This is a genomic window from Knoellia sp. B-D-2 (assembly GCF_057714695.1).
Window position 1 is genome coordinate 3,187,961 of sequence record NZ_CM173189.1, and the last position, 15,751, is coordinate 3,203,711.

16 protein-coding genes are annotated in these 15,751 nt (G+C 72.2%); 15 read left to right on the plus strand and 1 reads right to left on the minus strand.

The window, feature by feature from the left end; translation table 11 throughout:
• Positions 1-4 precede the first annotated feature (4 nt).
• Positions 5-475, plus strand: a complete 471-nt coding sequence (locus tag AC3EU2_RS15110; RefSeq protein WP_488177108.1) for a universal stress protein — start codon at positions 5-7, stop codon at positions 473-475.
• Between the two features lie 25 nt (positions 476-500).
• On the opposite strand, the gene AC3EU2_RS15115 is transcribed toward AC3EU2_RS15110, so the two are convergent.
• Positions 501-689 carry a hypothetical protein gene (locus AC3EU2_RS15115; protein ID WP_488177109.1) on the minus strand — a complete coding sequence of 63 codons (189 nt, stop codon included), beginning with the start codon at positions 687-689 and terminating at the stop codon, positions 501-503.
• A 200-nt stretch (positions 690-889) separates the two neighbouring features.
• Here AC3EU2_RS15115 and pyrR point away from each other — a divergent pair, with 200 nt between their 5' ends.
• From pyrR to AC3EU2_RS15185, 14 genes are all read left to right on the plus strand, one after another.
• On the plus strand, positions 890-1,504 hold the full coding sequence (gene pyrR / locus AC3EU2_RS15120; protein ID WP_488177110.1) for a bifunctional pyr operon transcriptional regulator/uracil phosphoribosyltransferase PyrR: 615 nt from the start codon (positions 890-892) through the stop codon (positions 1,502-1,504).
• A gap of 11 nt (positions 1,505-1,515) precedes the next feature.
• Positions 1,516-2,511: an aspartate carbamoyltransferase catalytic subunit gene (locus AC3EU2_RS15125; RefSeq protein WP_488179498.1), complete on the plus strand. Its 996-nt coding sequence runs from the start codon at positions 1,516-1,518 to the stop codon at positions 2,509-2,511.
• Positions 2,508-3,800, plus strand: coding sequence for a dihydroorotase (locus AC3EU2_RS15130; RefSeq protein ID WP_488177111.1), 1,293 nt, complete (start codon positions 2,508-2,510; stop codon positions 3,798-3,800). The genes AC3EU2_RS15125 and AC3EU2_RS15130 overlap by 4 nt, the downstream gene beginning before the upstream one ends.
• The gene (carA, locus tag AC3EU2_RS15135; protein ID WP_488177112.1) at positions 3,797-4,987 is read left to right on the plus strand and encodes a glutamine-hydrolyzing carbamoyl-phosphate synthase small subunit; all 1,191 of its coding nucleotides are present in this window, start codon (positions 3,797-3,799) and stop codon (positions 4,985-4,987) included. The genes AC3EU2_RS15130 and carA overlap by 4 nt, the downstream gene beginning before the upstream one ends.
• On the plus strand, positions 4,987-8,304 hold the full coding sequence (carB, locus tag AC3EU2_RS15140; protein WP_488177113.1) for a carbamoyl-phosphate synthase large subunit: 3,318 nt from the start codon (positions 4,987-4,989) through the stop codon (positions 8,302-8,304). Before carA ends, carB begins: the two co-directional genes overlap by 1 nt.
• A complete protein-coding gene (locus AC3EU2_RS15145) occupies positions 8,301-9,182 on the plus strand; it encodes a dihydroorotate dehydrogenase electron transfer subunit (RefSeq protein WP_488177114.1) in 882 nt (293 codons plus the stop codon). The genes carB and AC3EU2_RS15145 overlap by 4 nt, the downstream gene beginning before the upstream one ends.
• Positions 9,182-10,144, plus strand: coding sequence for a dihydroorotate dehydrogenase (locus tag AC3EU2_RS15150; protein WP_488177115.1), 963 nt, complete (start codon positions 9,182-9,184; stop codon positions 10,142-10,144). Before AC3EU2_RS15145 ends, AC3EU2_RS15150 begins: the two co-directional genes overlap by 1 nt.
• A complete protein-coding gene (pyrF, locus tag AC3EU2_RS15155; protein WP_488177116.1) occupies positions 10,141-11,034 on the plus strand; it encodes an orotidine-5'-phosphate decarboxylase in 894 nt (297 codons plus the stop codon). The genes AC3EU2_RS15150 and pyrF overlap by 4 nt, the downstream gene beginning before the upstream one ends.
• A gap of 120 nt (positions 11,035-11,154) precedes the next feature.
• Positions 11,155-11,472, plus strand: a complete 318-nt coding sequence (mihF, locus tag AC3EU2_RS15160) for an integration host factor, actinobacterial type (protein ID WP_035932817.1) — start codon at positions 11,155-11,157, stop codon at positions 11,470-11,472.
• Positions 11,469-12,062: a guanylate kinase gene (gmk, locus tag AC3EU2_RS15165; RefSeq protein ID WP_488177117.1), complete on the plus strand. Its 594-nt coding sequence runs from the start codon at positions 11,469-11,471 to the stop codon at positions 12,060-12,062. Before mihF ends, gmk begins: the two co-directional genes overlap by 4 nt.
• Positions 12,063-12,066: 4 nt before the next feature.
• Positions 12,067-12,330: a DNA-directed RNA polymerase subunit omega gene (gene rpoZ, locus AC3EU2_RS15170; RefSeq protein WP_035932822.1), complete on the plus strand. Its 264-nt coding sequence runs from the start codon at positions 12,067-12,069 to the stop codon at positions 12,328-12,330.
• Between the two features lie 7 nt (positions 12,331-12,337).
• Positions 12,338-13,627 carry a bifunctional phosphopantothenoylcysteine decarboxylase/phosphopantothenate synthase gene (locus AC3EU2_RS15175; RefSeq protein WP_488177118.1) on the plus strand — a complete coding sequence of 430 codons (1,290 nt, stop codon included), beginning with the start codon at positions 12,338-12,340 and terminating at the stop codon, positions 13,625-13,627.
• A gap of 115 nt (positions 13,628-13,742) precedes the next feature.
• Positions 13,743-14,963, plus strand: a complete 1,221-nt coding sequence (gene metK / locus AC3EU2_RS15180) for a methionine adenosyltransferase (protein ID WP_488177119.1) — start codon at positions 13,743-13,745, stop codon at positions 14,961-14,963.
• 8 nt (positions 14,964-14,971) lie between these two features.
• Positions 14,972-15,748 (plus strand): alpha/beta fold hydrolase, encoded by a 777-nt coding sequence (locus tag AC3EU2_RS15185; protein WP_488177120.1) that lies wholly within the window; start codon positions 14,972-14,974, stop codon positions 15,746-15,748.
• Positions 15,749-15,751: the final 3 nt, after the last annotated feature.

The following is a 15,751-nucleotide window of genomic DNA, read 5'->3' on the forward strand; positions in this document are numbered from 1 at the left end:
GGACATGCACGTCATCATCGCCACCGACGGCTCCAAGCAGTCGCTGACCGCCGCCCGCTACGCCACCACGGTCCTCGACCCCGACAAGATCAGTGCGGTGTCGGTCATCGCGGTGGTCCGGCCCCTGGCCGCGGTGTCGTTCTCCAACGAGCTGGGAGGGGGCGCCTCCACGATGAGCTCGCTCGAGCACGCGTCGTTCCGGGCCGAGGCCGTCGCCGCCACCGAGGCGATCGCCGCGGTGTTCGACGGGTGGGGCCCGAAGGTGACCTCGCGCGTGCGCAGCGGTTCTCCGGCCAACGAGATCATCAAGGCGGCCGGGCAGCTCGGTGCCGGGCTCGTCGTCGTGGCGAGCGGCTCGCGTGGGATCACGGACACGATCCTGCTCGGGAGCACGGCCCAGCGCGTCCAGCAGTACGCGCCATGCCCCGTGCTCGTCGTCCGCCCGGCCCGCAAGCCGGCGCGCAAGAAGGGCTGACACCGCCCCTCGCGGCCCCCGGTCGTCAGGCTCGGCGAGCCGTCTCGGTGGTGGGGAGGCGGGCGCCGAAGACGACCTCGGGCCACGCCGCCCCGGCCAGCCAGGCCCGGAAGGTCTCGGCGTCCGCGTCCCGGGGCGGGAACAGCGCCGCCTCCGTCACGGGGGAGGGGCACGCCGCCGCGGCCTGGGGTGTCGTGAGCGTCTGCGGATGCACGGTGCCTCCTTCGTCGGTGTGGGCGTGCCGCCATTACATCACAAAACGTTTGGTCTGGCATAGCACCGCGTTATGTGTCCCACGTCGTGGACGCGCTCCGGGTCCGGTTGCGACGGGCGGGCGCGCAGTGGCTACAGTGACCCCGACCGACATCCTTTAACGACCTGTCCCGTGAGGCAGGGAAGGAGGTCACGACACTCATGTGTCCTGACACCGCTGTGCCACCGCCCTCAGATCAGACCCAGAGCTCCTCGAGTGAGTCCACCCCCGCGACCGGCGAGGGGAGGACGGTCCTCGGAGCCGGCGACATCTCCCGGGCCCTGCGCCGCATCGCCCACGAGATCCTCGAGGCCAACAAGGGCGCCGAGGGCCTCGTCCTGCTCGGGATCCCCTCCCGTGGCGTGCCGCTCGCCCGCCGGCTCGCGGCGATCATCGCCGAGGTCGAGGGGAGCGCGATCCCCGTCGGCAGCCTCGACATCACGATGTACCGCGACGACCTGCGCCGCCAGCCGACCCGGGCGCCGATGCCCACCGAGATCCCCGACTCCGGCGTCGACGGCCGGACCGTCGTCCTCGTCGACGACGTCCTCTACAGCGGCCGCACGGTCCGTGCGGCGCTCGACGCCCTCGCCGACCACGGCCGACCCGCCGCGGTCCGGCTCGCCGTCCTCGTCGACCGCGGCCACCGCGAGCTCCCGATCCGGGCCGACCACGTCGGCAAGAACCTCCCGACGTCGCAGAGCGAGACGGTGCGGGTCCGGCTCGCGGACTTCGACGACGCCGACAGCGTGACGATCACGGGGGGCGTGCGATGACGAGCACGCGCATGCCGCGCCACCTCCTCTCGATGGCCGACCTCGACGCCGCCGCGATCCGGACGATCCTCGACACCGCGACCCAGATGCACGAGGTCCAGCACCGCGAGGTCAAGAAGATCCCCACCCTGCGGGGCCGCACGATCATCAACCTCTTCTTCGAGGACTCGACCCGCACCCGCAGCTCGTTCGAGATCGCCGGCAAGTGGATGTCCGCGGACACCATCAACATCACGGGCAAGGGCTCGGCGACCTCCAAGGGCGAGTCGCTGCGCGACACCGTGCGGACCATCGACGCCATGGGGGTCGACGCGTTCGTCATCCGGCACGGGGCGTCCGGCGCCTGCCACCAGGTCGCCGGGTGGGTCGACGCCCACGTCATCAACGCCGGGGACGGCACCCACGAGCACCCCACCCAGGCCCTGCTCGACGCCTACACGATGGAGCGTCGACTCGGCTCCCTCGAGGGCCGGCACGTCGCCATCGTCGGCGACCTCACCCACTCCCGCGTCCTGCGCTCCAACCTCATCTCGCTGCGCCGGCTCGGCGCCGACGTCACGCTCGTGGCACCCCCCACCCTCATGCCGAGCGGGATCACGTCCTGGGCCCAGCGGGACGGCTTCGCCGTCGGCCACGACCTCGACGCCGTCCTCGCCGGCGAGGGCGCCCGCCCCGTCGACGCGCTGATGATGCTGCGCGTCCAGAAGGAGCGGATGAGCGGCGGCTACTTCCCCACGGCCCGCGAGTACACCGTCGGCTACGGCCTCACCCGCGACCGCCTCGCCCGCCTCACCGACCTCAACCCGGAGATCGTCATCTGCCACCCCGGCCCCATGAACCGCGGCCTCGAGATCAGCGCCGACGCCGCCGACGCCGCCCAGAGCCTCGTCCTCGACCAGGTGAGCGCCGGTGTCGCCGTCCGGATGAGCGTGCTCTACCACCTGCTGGCCGGCAAGGACGTCGGTGCCGACGCGGGTGCTGCCGCGGCAGGGGGGAGCGCGGCATGAGCTCGCTCCTCATCACCGGCGCCCGCCCGCTGGGTGGCGACGCCGTCGACGTCCTCGTCCGCGACGGCGTGGTCGCCGAGATCGGTTCCGGCCTCGACGCACCCTCGGACGTCGAGCGCCTCGCCGCCGACGGCCTGGCCCTCCTCCCCGGCTTCGTCGACCTCCACACCCACCTGCGCGAGCCCGGCCGCGAGGACGCCGAGACGATCGCCACCGGCTCCGCGGCCGCCGCGGCGGGCGGGTTCACCGCCGTCCTCGCCATGGCCAACACGAGCCCGGTCACCGACACCGCCGAGGCCGCCGAGCGGGTCCTCGACCTCGGGCGGTCGACCGGCCTCGTCGACGTCCAGCCGGTCGGCGCCGTCACCAAGGCGCTGGCGGGGGAGGAGCTGGCCGAGCTCGCCCTCATGCACCGCTCCCGCGCCCGCGTCTCCGTGTTCTCCGACGACGGACGCTGCGTCCACGACGCCCGGGTGATGCGGCGGGCCCTCGAGTACGTCCGCGCCTTCGGGGGCGTCGTCAGCCAGCACAGCCAGGACCCCACGCTCGCGGGCCCGGCCGCGTGCTGCCACGAGGGCGAGCTCTCCGGGCGCCTCGGCCTCCCGGGCTGGCCGGCCGTCGCCGAGGCGAGCATCATCGCCCGGGACGCGCAGCTCGCCCGCCACACGGGGTCCCGGGTGCACGTCGCGCACGTCAGCACCGCCGAGGGGGTCGAGGTCGTCCGCTGGGCCAAGTCCGCCGGCATCCACCTCACCGCCGAGGTGACGCCCCACCACCTCCTGCTCACCCAGGACCGGCTCAGCGCCTACGACCCGACGTTCAAGGTCAACCCGCCACTGCGCCCCCACGAGGACGTCGAGGTCCTCCGGGCCGCCCTGGCCGACGGCACCATCGACGCGGTCGCGACCGACCACGCACCGCACGCCCGCCACGACAAGGAGCACGCGTTCGTCGACGCCGCCTTCGGCATGGTCGGGCTGGAGACGGCCTTCGCCGTCGTCCACGACACGATGGTCCGCTCCGGGGCCCTCGACCTCGCCGGTCTCGCCGACCGCATGTCCGCCGCACCGGCACGCATCGCCGGCCTGTCGGACCACGGGCGGGCGATCGAGGTCGGCGCCCCCGCCAACCTCGTCCTCGTCGACACCGACGCCGGTCACACGGTGGACGCCGCCGCGTCGAAGTCGTTGTCCCGCAACAATCCATGGCACGGCATGAGCTTCACCGGTGCCGTCCACACGACCATCCTGCGCGGCCGGGTCACGGCCTCGCCAGAGGAGTCAGCATGAGCGGCAGGAAGAACACCCTGCAGACCCGCGAACCCGCCGTGCTCGTCCTCGAGGACGGACGCACCTTCGCCGGACGCGCGTACGGCAGCCGGGGCGAGACCCTCGGCGAGGCCGTGTTCTGCACCGCGATGACCGGCTACCAGGAGACGCTCACCGACCCCAGCTACCACCGCCAGGTCGTCGTCATGACGGCCCCGCACGTCGGCAACACCGGCTGGAACGACGAGGACGACGAGTCCTCGCGCATCTGGGTGTCCGGCTACGTCGTGCGCGACCCCTCCCTCCGCCCCTCGAACTGGCGCTCGCAGCGCTCCCTCGAGGACGAGCTCGTCGCGCAGGGCGTCGTCGGGATCTGCGACATTGACACCCGAGCGCTCACCCGCCACCTGCGGGAACGCGGCGCGATGCGGGTCGGCATCTTCTCCGGCGACGACGCCCGTATGCCGGCCCACGCAGAGCGGGGGACCCGCGCCCACCTCCTCGAGCGCGTCACCTCGGCGCCCCTCATGGAGGGCTCGGCCCTGGCCCGCGAGGTGAGCACCGACACGGCATACGTCGTGGAAGCGGTGGGGGAGAGGCGGTTCACGGTCGCCGCGGTCGACCTCGGCATCAAGTCGATGACGCCGCACCAGATGGCCGAGCGCGGCATCGAGGTGCACGTCCTGCCCGCCAGTGCGACGGCGGACGACATCCGCGCCGTCGAGCCCGACGGCGTATTCTTCAGCAACGGCCCGGGCGACCCGGCGACGGCCGATCACGAGGTCGGCGTGCTGCGCGAGGTCCTCGGTGCGGGGGTCCCCTTCTTCGGGATCTGCTTCGGCAACCAGCTCCTCGGGCGCGCGCTCGGCTTCGGCACCTACAAGCTCAAGTACGGTCACCGCGGCGTCAACCAGCCCGTCATGGACCGCACGACCGGCAAGGTCGAGGTCACCGCGCACAACCACGGTTTCGCGGTCGACGCCCCTCGCGACCGGGACACCTACACCGCGTTCGGCACCGCACGCGTCTCGCACGTCTGCCTCAACGACGACGTCGTCGAGGGGCTCGAGCTGCGTTCTGCCACAGGCGATCTCAAAGCCTTCTCGGTCCAGTACCACCCGGAGGCGGCAGCGGGTCCGCACGATGCGGCATACCTGTTCGACCGGTTTGTCGATCTCCTCAACGCAACCAAGAAGGTGGATGCCTGATGCCGAAGCGCGACGACATCACGAGCGTCCTCGTCATCGGGTCCGGCCCGATCGTCATCGGGCAGGCCTGCGAGTTCGACTACTCCGGCACCCAGGCGTGCCGCGTGCTCCGCGAGGAGGGGGTGCGCGTCATCCTCGTGAACTCCAACCCGGCGACGATCATGACCGACCCGGAGTTCGCGGACGCGACCTACATCGAGCCGATCACGCCCGAGGTCGTCGAGAAGATCATCGACAAGGAGCGGCCCGACGCGGTGCTCGCGACCCTCGGTGGACAGACGGCCCTCAACGTCGCGATCGCGTTGCACGAGAACGGTGTCCTCGAGAAGTACGGCTGCCCGCTCATTGGCGCCAACGTCGAGGCGATCCAGCTCGGGGAGGACCGTCAGCTCTTCAAGGGCGTCGTCGAACGCTGCGGCGCCGAGAGCGCCCGCTCGGTCATCGCGCACACGATGGACGAGTGCCTCGCCGCAGCCGACGAGCTCGGCTACCCGATGGTCGTGCGGCCGTCGTTCACCATGGGCGGGCTCGGCTCGGGCTTCGCCCATGACGAGACCGAGCTGCGCCGGATGGCGGGCGCCGGGCTGCAGGCCAGCCCCACCACCGAGGTGCTTCTCGAGGAGTCGATCGCGGGGTGGAAGGAGTACGAGCTCGAGGTGATGCGCGACCACGAGGACAACGTCGTGGTCGTCTGCTCGATCGAGAACCTCGACCCCATGGGCGTGCACACCGGCGACTCGATCACCGTCGCCCCGGCGCTCACCCTCACCGACCGCGAGTACCAGCGGCTGCGTGACGTCGGCATCGCGATCATCCGCGAGGTCGGCGTCGACACCGGCGGCTGCAACATCCAGTTCGCCGTGAATCCGGCGGACGGCCGGATCATCGTCATCGAGATGAACCCGCGCGTCTCACGCTCCTCGGCGCTGGCGTCCAAGGCCACCGGGTTCCCGATCGCCAAGATCGCCGCCAAGATGGCGATCGGCTACACCCTCGACGAGGTGCCCAACGACATCACCCGCGAGACGCCGGCCAGCTTCGAGCCCAGCCTCGACTACGTCGTCGTCAAGGTGCCCCGGTTCGCGTTCGAGAAGTTCCCGTCCGCCGACGACACCCTCACGACGACGATGAAGTCGGTCGGAGAGGCGATGGCCATCGGCCGCAACTTCACCGAGGCGATGCAGAAGGCGCTGCGTTCCGTGGAGCAGAAGGGCTCCTCGTTCCACTGGCGCGACGCCGCGCCGACGCGGGACGAGGCGGTCGAGCTCCTCACCGTCGCGGCCCGCCCCACAGACGGCCGCATCGTCACCGTCCAGCAGGCGATGCGCGGTGGAGCCAGCGTCGAGGAGACGCACGACGCCACCGGGATCGACCCGTGGTTCCTCGACCAGATCGAGCTCATCAACGAGGTCGCGGACGCCGTCGGCCGGGCGCCCGAGCTCACGCCCGACCTGCTCCGCCTGGCCAAGCGCCACGGCTTCTCCGACCAGCAGCTCAGCGAGATCCGGGGCATGCCGGAGGCGGTCGTGCGCGGCGTCCGGCACGCCCTCGGCGTGCGGCCGGTCTTCAAGACGGTCGACACCTGCGCCGCCGAGTTCGCGGCTCAGACGCCGTACCACTACAGCTCGTACGACGAGGAGAGCGAGGTCGCCCCTCGGGAGCGCGAGGCGGTCATCATCCTCGGCTCGGGCCCCAACCGGATCGGCCAGGGCGTCGAGTTCGACTACTCCTGCGTCCACGCGAGCTTCGCGCTGCGCGACGCCGGCTACGACACGGTCATGGTCAACTGCAACCCCGAGACGGTCTCGACCGACTACGACACGAGCTCGCGCCTCTACTTCGAGCCGCTGACCCTCGAGGACGTGCTCGAGGTCTACCACGCGGAGAAGCAGGCGGGCCCGATCGCCGGCGTCATCGTCCAGCTCGGCGGGCAGACCCCGCTCGGCCTCGCCCACGCCCTCAAGGCTGCCGGGGTCCCCATCGTCGGCACCTCTCCCGAGGCGATCGACCTCGCGGAGGACCGGGGTGCTTTCGGGCGGGTGCTCGCGGAGGCGAAGCTGCCCGCGCCCAAGCACGGGACGGCATACAACGCCGAGGAGGCGCTCGCGGTGGCGCGGGACATCGGCTACCCGGTGCTCGTGCGGCCGTCCTACGTCCTCGGTGGCCGAGGAATGGAGATCGTCTACGACGACGAGACCCTGACGACGTACGTCGACCGCGCCACCGCCGCGTCGTCCGGTCACCCCGTGCTCGTCGACCGCTTCCTCGACGACGCGATCGAGATCGACGTCGACGTCCTCTACGACGGCACCGAGATGTACCTCGGTGGCGTCATGGAGCACATCGAGGAGGCCGGCATCCACTCCGGCGACAGCGCCTGCGCGCTCCCGCCCGCGACCCTCGGCAACGCCGAGATCGAGCTGGTCCGCGAGAGCGCCCTCAAGCTGGCCCGGGGGATCGGGGTCGTCGGGCTGATGAACGTCCAGTTCGCCCTGGCCCAGGACATCCTCTACGTCCTCGAGGCCAACCCTCGGGCGTCGCGCACCGTGCCCTTCGTCGCCAAGGCGACCGGGGTGGCGCTGGCCAACGCGGCCGCCCGCATCATGCTCGGGGCCAGCATCCGCCAGCTGCGCGAGGAGGGCGTGCTCCCGCCGAGCGGTGACGGGGGGACCCTCCCGCCGCACGCGCCGATCTCGGTCAAGGAGGCCGTCCTGCCCTTCCACCGGTTCCGGCAGGCCGACGGCCGGATGGTCGACAGCCTCCTCGGACCGGAGATGCGCTCGACCGGCGAGGTCATGGGCATCGACACGACGTTCGGCCGCGCGTTCGGCAAGAGCCAGCTCGCGGCATACGGGGGACTCCCGGCCGACGGCACGGTCTTCGTGTCGGTCGCCAACCGCGACAAGCGGGCGATGCTCTTCCCGGTCAGCCGTCTCGTCGACCTCGGGTTCGACGTCGTGGCGACGTCGGGCACGGCGGACGTGCTGCGGCGCAACGGGATTCCCGCCAAGGTCATCCGCAAGATCACCGAGCGGGCCACCGACCACGTGCCGAGCGAGGCGCGCACGATCGCCGAGCTCATCCTCGACGGCGAGATCGCGATGGTCATCAACACCCCCACCGGGCAGAGCGCCCGCGCGGACGGCTACGCCATCCGAGCCGCGGCGAACGCAGCCGACGTCCCGCTCATCACGACGGTGCAGGAGTTCGCCGCCGCCGTCCAGGCCATCGAGGCGCTGCGCCGGGGCGACCTCACGGTGACGTCGCTGCAGGAGCACGCCCGGCACCTCGACCTCATGCAGGTGGGGGACAAGTGAGCCGTGGGTCCGGGGTCGTCAAGGTCGACGGCGAGGTCATCGCGACCCGGCGGGTCGGCGCCTACCACCACCTCACGATCGTGGCGCCCGGTGTGGCCGAGCTCGCCCGTCCGGGCCAGTTCGCGGCGCTCGCGGTCGGCGGACCGACGAGCGGGACGCTGCTGCGCCGCTCGTTCTCGATCCACAAGGTCAGCCCGTCCGGCACCTACGGCGGAACCCTCGACCTCGTCGTCGCCGCAAAGGGCGCCGGCACGCAGTGGCTCACCGAGCTGCGGGCGCACGACGCCGTCGACGTCGTGGCGCCGCTCGGCCGTGCGTTCCCGCTGCCGACCGAGCCGGTGCCGTGCGTGCTCGTCGGCGGGGGCTACGGCTCCGCTCCGCTCTTCTGGCTCGCCGAGGTCCTGCGCGAGCGGGGGTGCACCGTGGAGATGGTGCTCGGCGCCGCGTCCGAGGACCGGCTGTTCGGTGTCGTGGAGGCGCGTCGGGCCGCCGACCGCGTCACCGTGACGACCGACGACGGCTCCGCCGGTCAGCGCGGGTGGGTCAGCGACGTGCTGCCCGAGGTCTTCCGGCGCACCGGCGCACCGGTCGCCTACGCCTGCGGCCCGATGGGCATGCTGCAGTCGGTGACGCGGGTCGCCGCGGAGCACGGTGCCGTCGCCCAGGTGGCCGTCGAGGAGTCGATGGCCTGCGGCGTGGGCATCTGCATGACCTGCGTCATGCCGGTCCGCGGCAGGGACGGCGTGACCTCGATGGTGCGCTCGTGCGTCGAGGGCCCGGTCTTCCGTGGGGACCGGATCCGTTGGGAGGCGTTCCACGACGGTGTCTGCAGGGTGCCCGAGGACACGGTCGGCGCGCCGAGGACGGGAGGCCACTGATGGCGGTCGACATGTCGGTGACCTTCACCGGACGCACCCTGCCCAACCCCGTGATGACGGCGTCGGGCTGCGCCGCGAACGGGCGCGAGCTGCACCGTTTCTTCGACGTCTCGACGCTCGGGGCCTTCGTCACCAAGACGGTGATGATGGACGCCCGCTCGGGCCGGGGCACGCCCCGCATGGCCGAGACCGCGTCGGGGATGCTCAACTCGATCGGCCTCCAGGGTCCCGGCATCCACGCGTTCGTCCGCAAGGACCTGCCGTGGCTGAAGTCCGTGGGCGCCCGCGTGCTCGTCTCGATCGCCGGCAACACGGCGGGGGAGTTCGCCGACGTCGCCCGCGTCCTCGCCGACAGCGACGCGTTCGACTGCGTGGTCGGCGTCGAGGTCAACATCTCGTGCCCCAACGTGGCCAACCGCGGACTCGTCTTCGCCTGCGACCCGCTCGCGTCGGGCAAGGTCGTGGCCCTGGTGCGCGAGCAGCTGCCGCGCGACGTCCCGATCTTCGCCAAGCTGACGCCCGACGTCACCGACATCGTCTCCATCGCCGACGCGGCGGTGAAGTCCGGCGCCACGGGGCTGACGATGATCAACACCCTCCTCGGGATGGTCATCGACACCGACCGGCTGCGTCCGCAGCTCGGCGGGATCACCGGCGGGCTGTCCGGGCCGTCGATCCGCCCGGTCGCCGTCCGGGCGCTGTGGCAGGTCACCGCCGCGATGCGGGAGGGCCGGGTCCAGCGGGTCCCGCTCATCGGGGTCGGCGGGGTACGCACCGGCAGGGACGCACTCGAGCTCATCGCCGCCGGCGCGACGTGCGTCCAGGTGGGGACCGCGACGTTCAACGACCCGACCGCCCCGCAGCGGGTGCTCACCGAGCTCACCGCGCTCGCGGCGTCCCACGGTGTCGACCGCATCACCGAGCTCGTCGGTGTCGCCCACGACAGGATGGTGGTCCCGTGACCGGTCAACCCGAACCCCAGCCCCAGCCCGAATCCCGGCCCCGGCCCACCTTCGGCCAGCGGCTGCGGGCCGCGACGCAGGAGCACGGCCCGCTGTGCGCCGGCATCGACCCGCACCGGGCGCTCGTCGAGTCGTGGGGGCTGACCTACGACCTCGACGGCCTGCGCGCCTTCACGGCCGCCTGCGTCGAGGCCTTCGCCGGGCACGTCGGGGTGGTCAAGCCCCAGTCGGCGTTCTTCGAGGCCTTCGGCTCCCGGGGTGTCGCGGTGCTCGAAGGGGCGATCGGCGACCTGCGCGCCGCCGGCACCCTCGTGCTGCTCGACGCCAAGCGCGGCGACATCGGCTCGACGATGGCGGCCTACGCCGAGGCCTACCTCGGCGGCTCCGCGCCCGAACCCGCCGACGCGCTCACGGTGAGCCCCTACCTCGGGTTCGAGTCGCTCCGGCCCGCGCTCGACACCGCCGCCGCGCACGGCCGCGGCGTCTTCGTCCTGGCCCTCACCTCGAACCCCGAGGGCAAGGACGTCCAGCACGCCCGGCTGGGCGGGCTGAGCGTCGCCGAGACCATGGTCCTCGGCGCCGCCGCGGAGAACGACGAGGCGCGCGCTGCCGGTGAGCTCGGCAGCACGGGCCTGGTCGTCGGCGCCACCGTCGGCACCGCGGTCCAGGAGCTCGGGCTCGATCTCGCCGCTGTCGGCGGTCCGTTGCTCGCGCCGGGCGTGGGCGCCCAGGGGGGTACCGCCGAGGACCTCAAGCGGGTCTTCGGCGACGCCCTCCCGAACGTCCTGCCGGCGAGCAGCCGCGACGTCCTTTCGGCCGGTCCGGACGTGACGGGGCTGCGCGACCGGGCCCGGGCCACCAGTGACCACCTGGCCACCCTCCTCTCCTGACGCGCCCGTCCCGCCCCGCTGCAGCGGGGGGTCCTGTGGGCAGGTCGCCTCCGTGGTTAAATCGATCGGAAGGCGTTGAGAAGCAGCGCCCGGCCCGGATCCACACGGAGGAAGTCCGCCATGGCACTGCCGCCACTGACATCGGAGCAACGCTCTGCCGCACTGGAGAAGGCGGCAGCGGCACGACGCGAGCGGGCTACTGTCAAGAACCGCCTCAAGTACGCCCAGGGTGACCTCAAGGAGGTCATCATCGAAGGGAAGACCAACGACGTGATCGGCAAGATGCGCGTGTCCGCGCTCCTCGAGTCGATGCCCGGCGTCGGCCGGGTCAAGGCCAAGGCCCTCATGGAGGAGATCGGCATCAGCGAGAGCCGCCGCGTGCGCGGCCTCGGGCAGAACCAGATCTCGGCGCTCCTCGCCCGCTTCGACAAGGCGTGACCGGCCCCTCCCGGCTCACCGGCCCCTCCCGGCTCACCGTCCTCGCCGGCCCGACCGCTGTCGGCAAGGGCACCGTCGCGGCCTTCGTGCGCGAGCACCACCCCGACGTCTGGCTGTCGGTCTCGGCGACGACCCGTCGCCCCCGGCCCGACGAGGTCGACGGCTTCCACTACCACTTCATGACCAACGACGACTTCGGTCGGATGGTCGACCGCGGCGAGTTCCTCGAGTGGGCCACCGTCCACGGTCGGGCCCAGTACGGCACGCCCCGCCTGCCGGTCGAGGCCGCGCTCGCCGAGGGACGGCCCGCGCTGCTGGAGATCGACCTCCAGGGTGCGCGGCAGGTCCGCGAGACGATGCCGGACGCGCTGTTCGTCTTCCTGGCGCCGCCCAGCTGGGACGAGCTGGTCCGCCGGCTCGTCGGCCGGGGCACCGAGTCCGAGGAGGAGCGCGAGGTCCGGCTGACCACCGCCCGCGCCGAGCTGGCGGCCGCGGAGGAGTTCGACGTGGCCATCGTCAACGACGACGTTCGGCGGGCCGCCGACGAACTCGTATCATTGATGCGCACCCCCAACCCGAAAAGAGACTGATTCCGTGTCAGGCACCAAGGCCAACCCCATCGGCATCACCAACCCGCCGATCGACGAGCTCCTCACGCACGCCGACTCCAAGTACTCCCTCGTGCTCTACTCGGCCAAGCGCGCGCGCCAGATCAACGCCTACTACGCGCAGCTCCAGGAAGGCCTCCTCGAGCACGTCGGCCCGCTCGTCGACTCCGAGGTCTACGACAAGCCGCTGTCGATCGCCCTGCGCGAGATCAACGAGAACAAGCTCACCGCAGAGAAGATCGAGGACTGAGCCACCCGTGCGCGTCGTCCTCGGTGTGGCGGGCGGCATCGCGGCATACAAGGCCTGCTCTCTCCTGCGCCTGCTCGCCGAGGCCGGCCACGACGTCACCGTCGTCCCGACCGCCTCGGCCCTGAGGTTCGTCGGCGCCCCGACGTGGGCGGCGCTCTCCGGCAGGCCCGTGAGCACCGACGTGTGGTCCGACGTCCACGACGTCCCGCACGTGCGCCTGGGGCAGGAGACCGACCTCGTCGTCGTCGCCCCCGCCACCGCCGACCTGCTCGCGCGGGCCGCCACCGGCCAGGCCGACGACCTGCTCACCAACGTCCTCCTCACCGCCCGCTGCCCCGTCGTCATGGCGCCGGCGATGCACACCGAGATGTGGGACCACCCCGCCACCCAGGCCAACGTCGCCACGCTCTCCGAGCGGGGCGTGCACGTCGTTCCCCCGGCCAGCGGCCGCCTCACCGGCAAGGACACCGGTCCCGGCCGGCTCCCCGAGCCGGAGGAGCTGTATGCCGTGTGCGAGCGCGAGCTCGCCCGCTCCGCCCGCGCCGCCGCGACCGCAGCGTCCGCAAAGGTGGTCGGGAACCCGACCAAGGTTGCGGACGCAGGCAGGGGGGACCTCGTCGGCCGGCGCGTCGTCGTCAGCGCCGGCGGCACCCGCGAGCCCCTCGACCCGGTGCGGTTCCTCGGCAACCGCAGCTCGGGCAAGCAGGGCCACGCCCTCGCCGTCGCGGCCGCCGAGCGCGGCGCCCGGGTCACCCTCGTGACGTCGGCACCGGCCGACCTCCCCGGCATCGACGTCGTCCCCATCGAGACCGCCCTCGAGCTCCGCGAGGCCGTCCACGCCGCCGCGGCCGACTGCGACGTCGTCGTCATGGCCGCCGCCGTCGCCGACTTCCGCCCGGCCAGCTACGCGCCGGCCAAGATCAAGAAGACCCACGACGCCCACGCCGACGGTGCGCCCGACGACTCGGCGCCCGTCATCGAGCTCGTGCGCAACCCCGACATCCTCGCCGAGCTCGTCGAGCGTCGCAGGGGAGCCGACAGCCCGGTCATCGTCGGGTTCGCCGCCGAGACCGGCGACGGGGACGGCACCGTCCTCGACCACGGCCGCGCCAAGCTCGCGCGCAAGGGCTGCGACGTCCTCGTCGTCAACGAGGTCGGGGAGGACAAGACCTTCGGGGCCGACGACAACACCGTGACGATCCTGCGGCGCGGCAGCGACGAGGGCGTCGAGGTCGGCCCGGCGAGCAAGGCCGCCGTGTCCGACGCGGTCTGGGACGTCGTCGCCGGCCTCCTCTGAGCACTCCCACGCCGCCAGTGCGTGGGCACCGGCCCCGATGGCCGTTTCGACCCGTAGGATTTGGCCGATCCGCGCCACGGTGGCGCGAAGTCCCAGCTGTTGAAGGAGAGCCTTGGTGGCTGCACGCCTGTTCACGTCCGAGTCCGTCACCGAGGGGCACCCGGACAAGATCTGCGACCAGATCTCCGACTCGATCCTCGACGCGATGCTCGAACAGGACCCGCGGGCGCGGGTCGCCGTGGAGACGATGGTCACCACCGGCCTCGTGCACGTCGCCGGTGAGGTGACCACCGAGGCCTACGTCGAGATCCCCAAGATCGTGCGCGACACGGTCCTCGGCATCGGCTACGACTCCTCGACCAAGGGCTTCGACGGGACCTCGTGCGGCGTCGAGGTCTCGATCGGCCAGCAGAGCCCGGACATCGCGCAGGGTGTCGACACGGCATACGAGAACCGCACCGGGGGCGTCGACCCGCTGGACAAGCAGGGGGCCGGCGACCAGGGCCTGATGTTCGGCTACGCGTGCGACGACACCGCCGAGCTCATGCCGCTGCCGATCCACCTCGCGCACCGGCTCGCGGAGCGGCTCACCGCGGTCCGCAAGAGCGAGGAGCTCGCCTACCTCCGCCCGGACGGCAAGACCCAGGTGACGATCAGCTACGACGGCGACAAGGCCGTCCGGCTCGACACCGTCGTCCTCTCGACCCAGCACGCCGAGGGCATCTCGCTCGACGGGCTGCTCAGCCCCGACATCGAGAAGAGCGTCATCGGCCCGGTCCTCGCCGAGCTCGCCGAGGAGGGGACCGACCTCGACACGTCGAGCTACCGCTCGCTCATCAACCCGACCGGCACGTTCGTCATCGGCGGGCCCATGGGCGATGCCGGGCTCACCGGCCGCAAGATCATCGTCGACACCTACGGCGGCATGGCCCGCCACGGTGGTGGCGCCTTCTCCGGCAAGGACCCGAGCAAGGTCGACCGGTCCGCCGCCTACGCCACCCGCTGGGTCGCCAAGAACGTCGTCGCCGCCGGGCTCGCCCGCCGCTGCGAGGTCCAGGTCGCCTACGCCATCGGCAAGGCGCAGCCCGTCGGCATCTACGTCGAGACCTTCGGCACCGAGACCGCGCCGGCCGACAAGATCCAGGACGCGATCCTCTCGGTGTTCGACCTGCGCCCCGCGGCGATCCTCGAGGCACTCGACCTGCTCCGCCCGATCTACAAGCCCACCGCGGCCTACGGCCACTTCGGGCGCACCGCCGCGCACGGCGTCATGAACGCGTTCACGTGGGAGCGCACCGACCGCGTCGAGGAGCTCCAGCGCGCGGTGAAGGGCTGAGCCTCCTCGTGCTCGCCCACGACGACGTTGGGTTCGGTCCCGCCGTCGTGCTCCTCCACGCCGGCGTCGCCGACCGCGGGATGTGGGCCGCCGTCGGCGCCGGGCTGGAGGCGACGCACCGGGTGGTGCGCCCGGACCTGCGCGGGTTCGGGGACACGCCCCTCCCGGGCGAGGCCTACGCGGACGCCGACGACGTCGTGCACCTCCTCGACGCCCTCGGCATCGCGTCGGCGACCGTCGTCGGGGCCTCGTTCGGCGGCCGCGTCGCGCTGGAGCTGGCGGCACGTCACCCCGAGCGGGTCCACTCGCTCGTCCTCGTGTGTCCGGCGTACCGCGGGCTCGAGGTCACCGACCCTCACGTCCTCGCCTTCGGTGCCCGCGAGGACGAGCTGCTCGAGGCCGGTGACGTCGAGGCGGCCGTCGAGCTCAACGTCGAGTTCTGGCTGGGCCCCGAGGCGTCGTCCGACGTCCGGGCCGACCTCGCCCGGATGCAGCGGCGGGCCTTCGAGGTGCAGCTCGCGGCGGACCTGCTCGATCCGGGCCCCCGGCCCGAACGCGTCGAGGTGGACCCGACCACGCTCGGTGTGCCGACCCTCGTCGTCTCCGGCGCACACGACGTGGCTCACCACCGCGACGTCGCGACCCTGCTCGCCCGCGAGATCCCGGGCGCCGAGCTGGTCGAGCTGGCGTGGGCCGGGCACCTGCCGGCGCTCGAGCGCCCGGACGCGATGGCGGACCTCCTCCTCGACCGCCTGGGTCGAGTGCCTGTCTCCACCGTCGACTAGTTT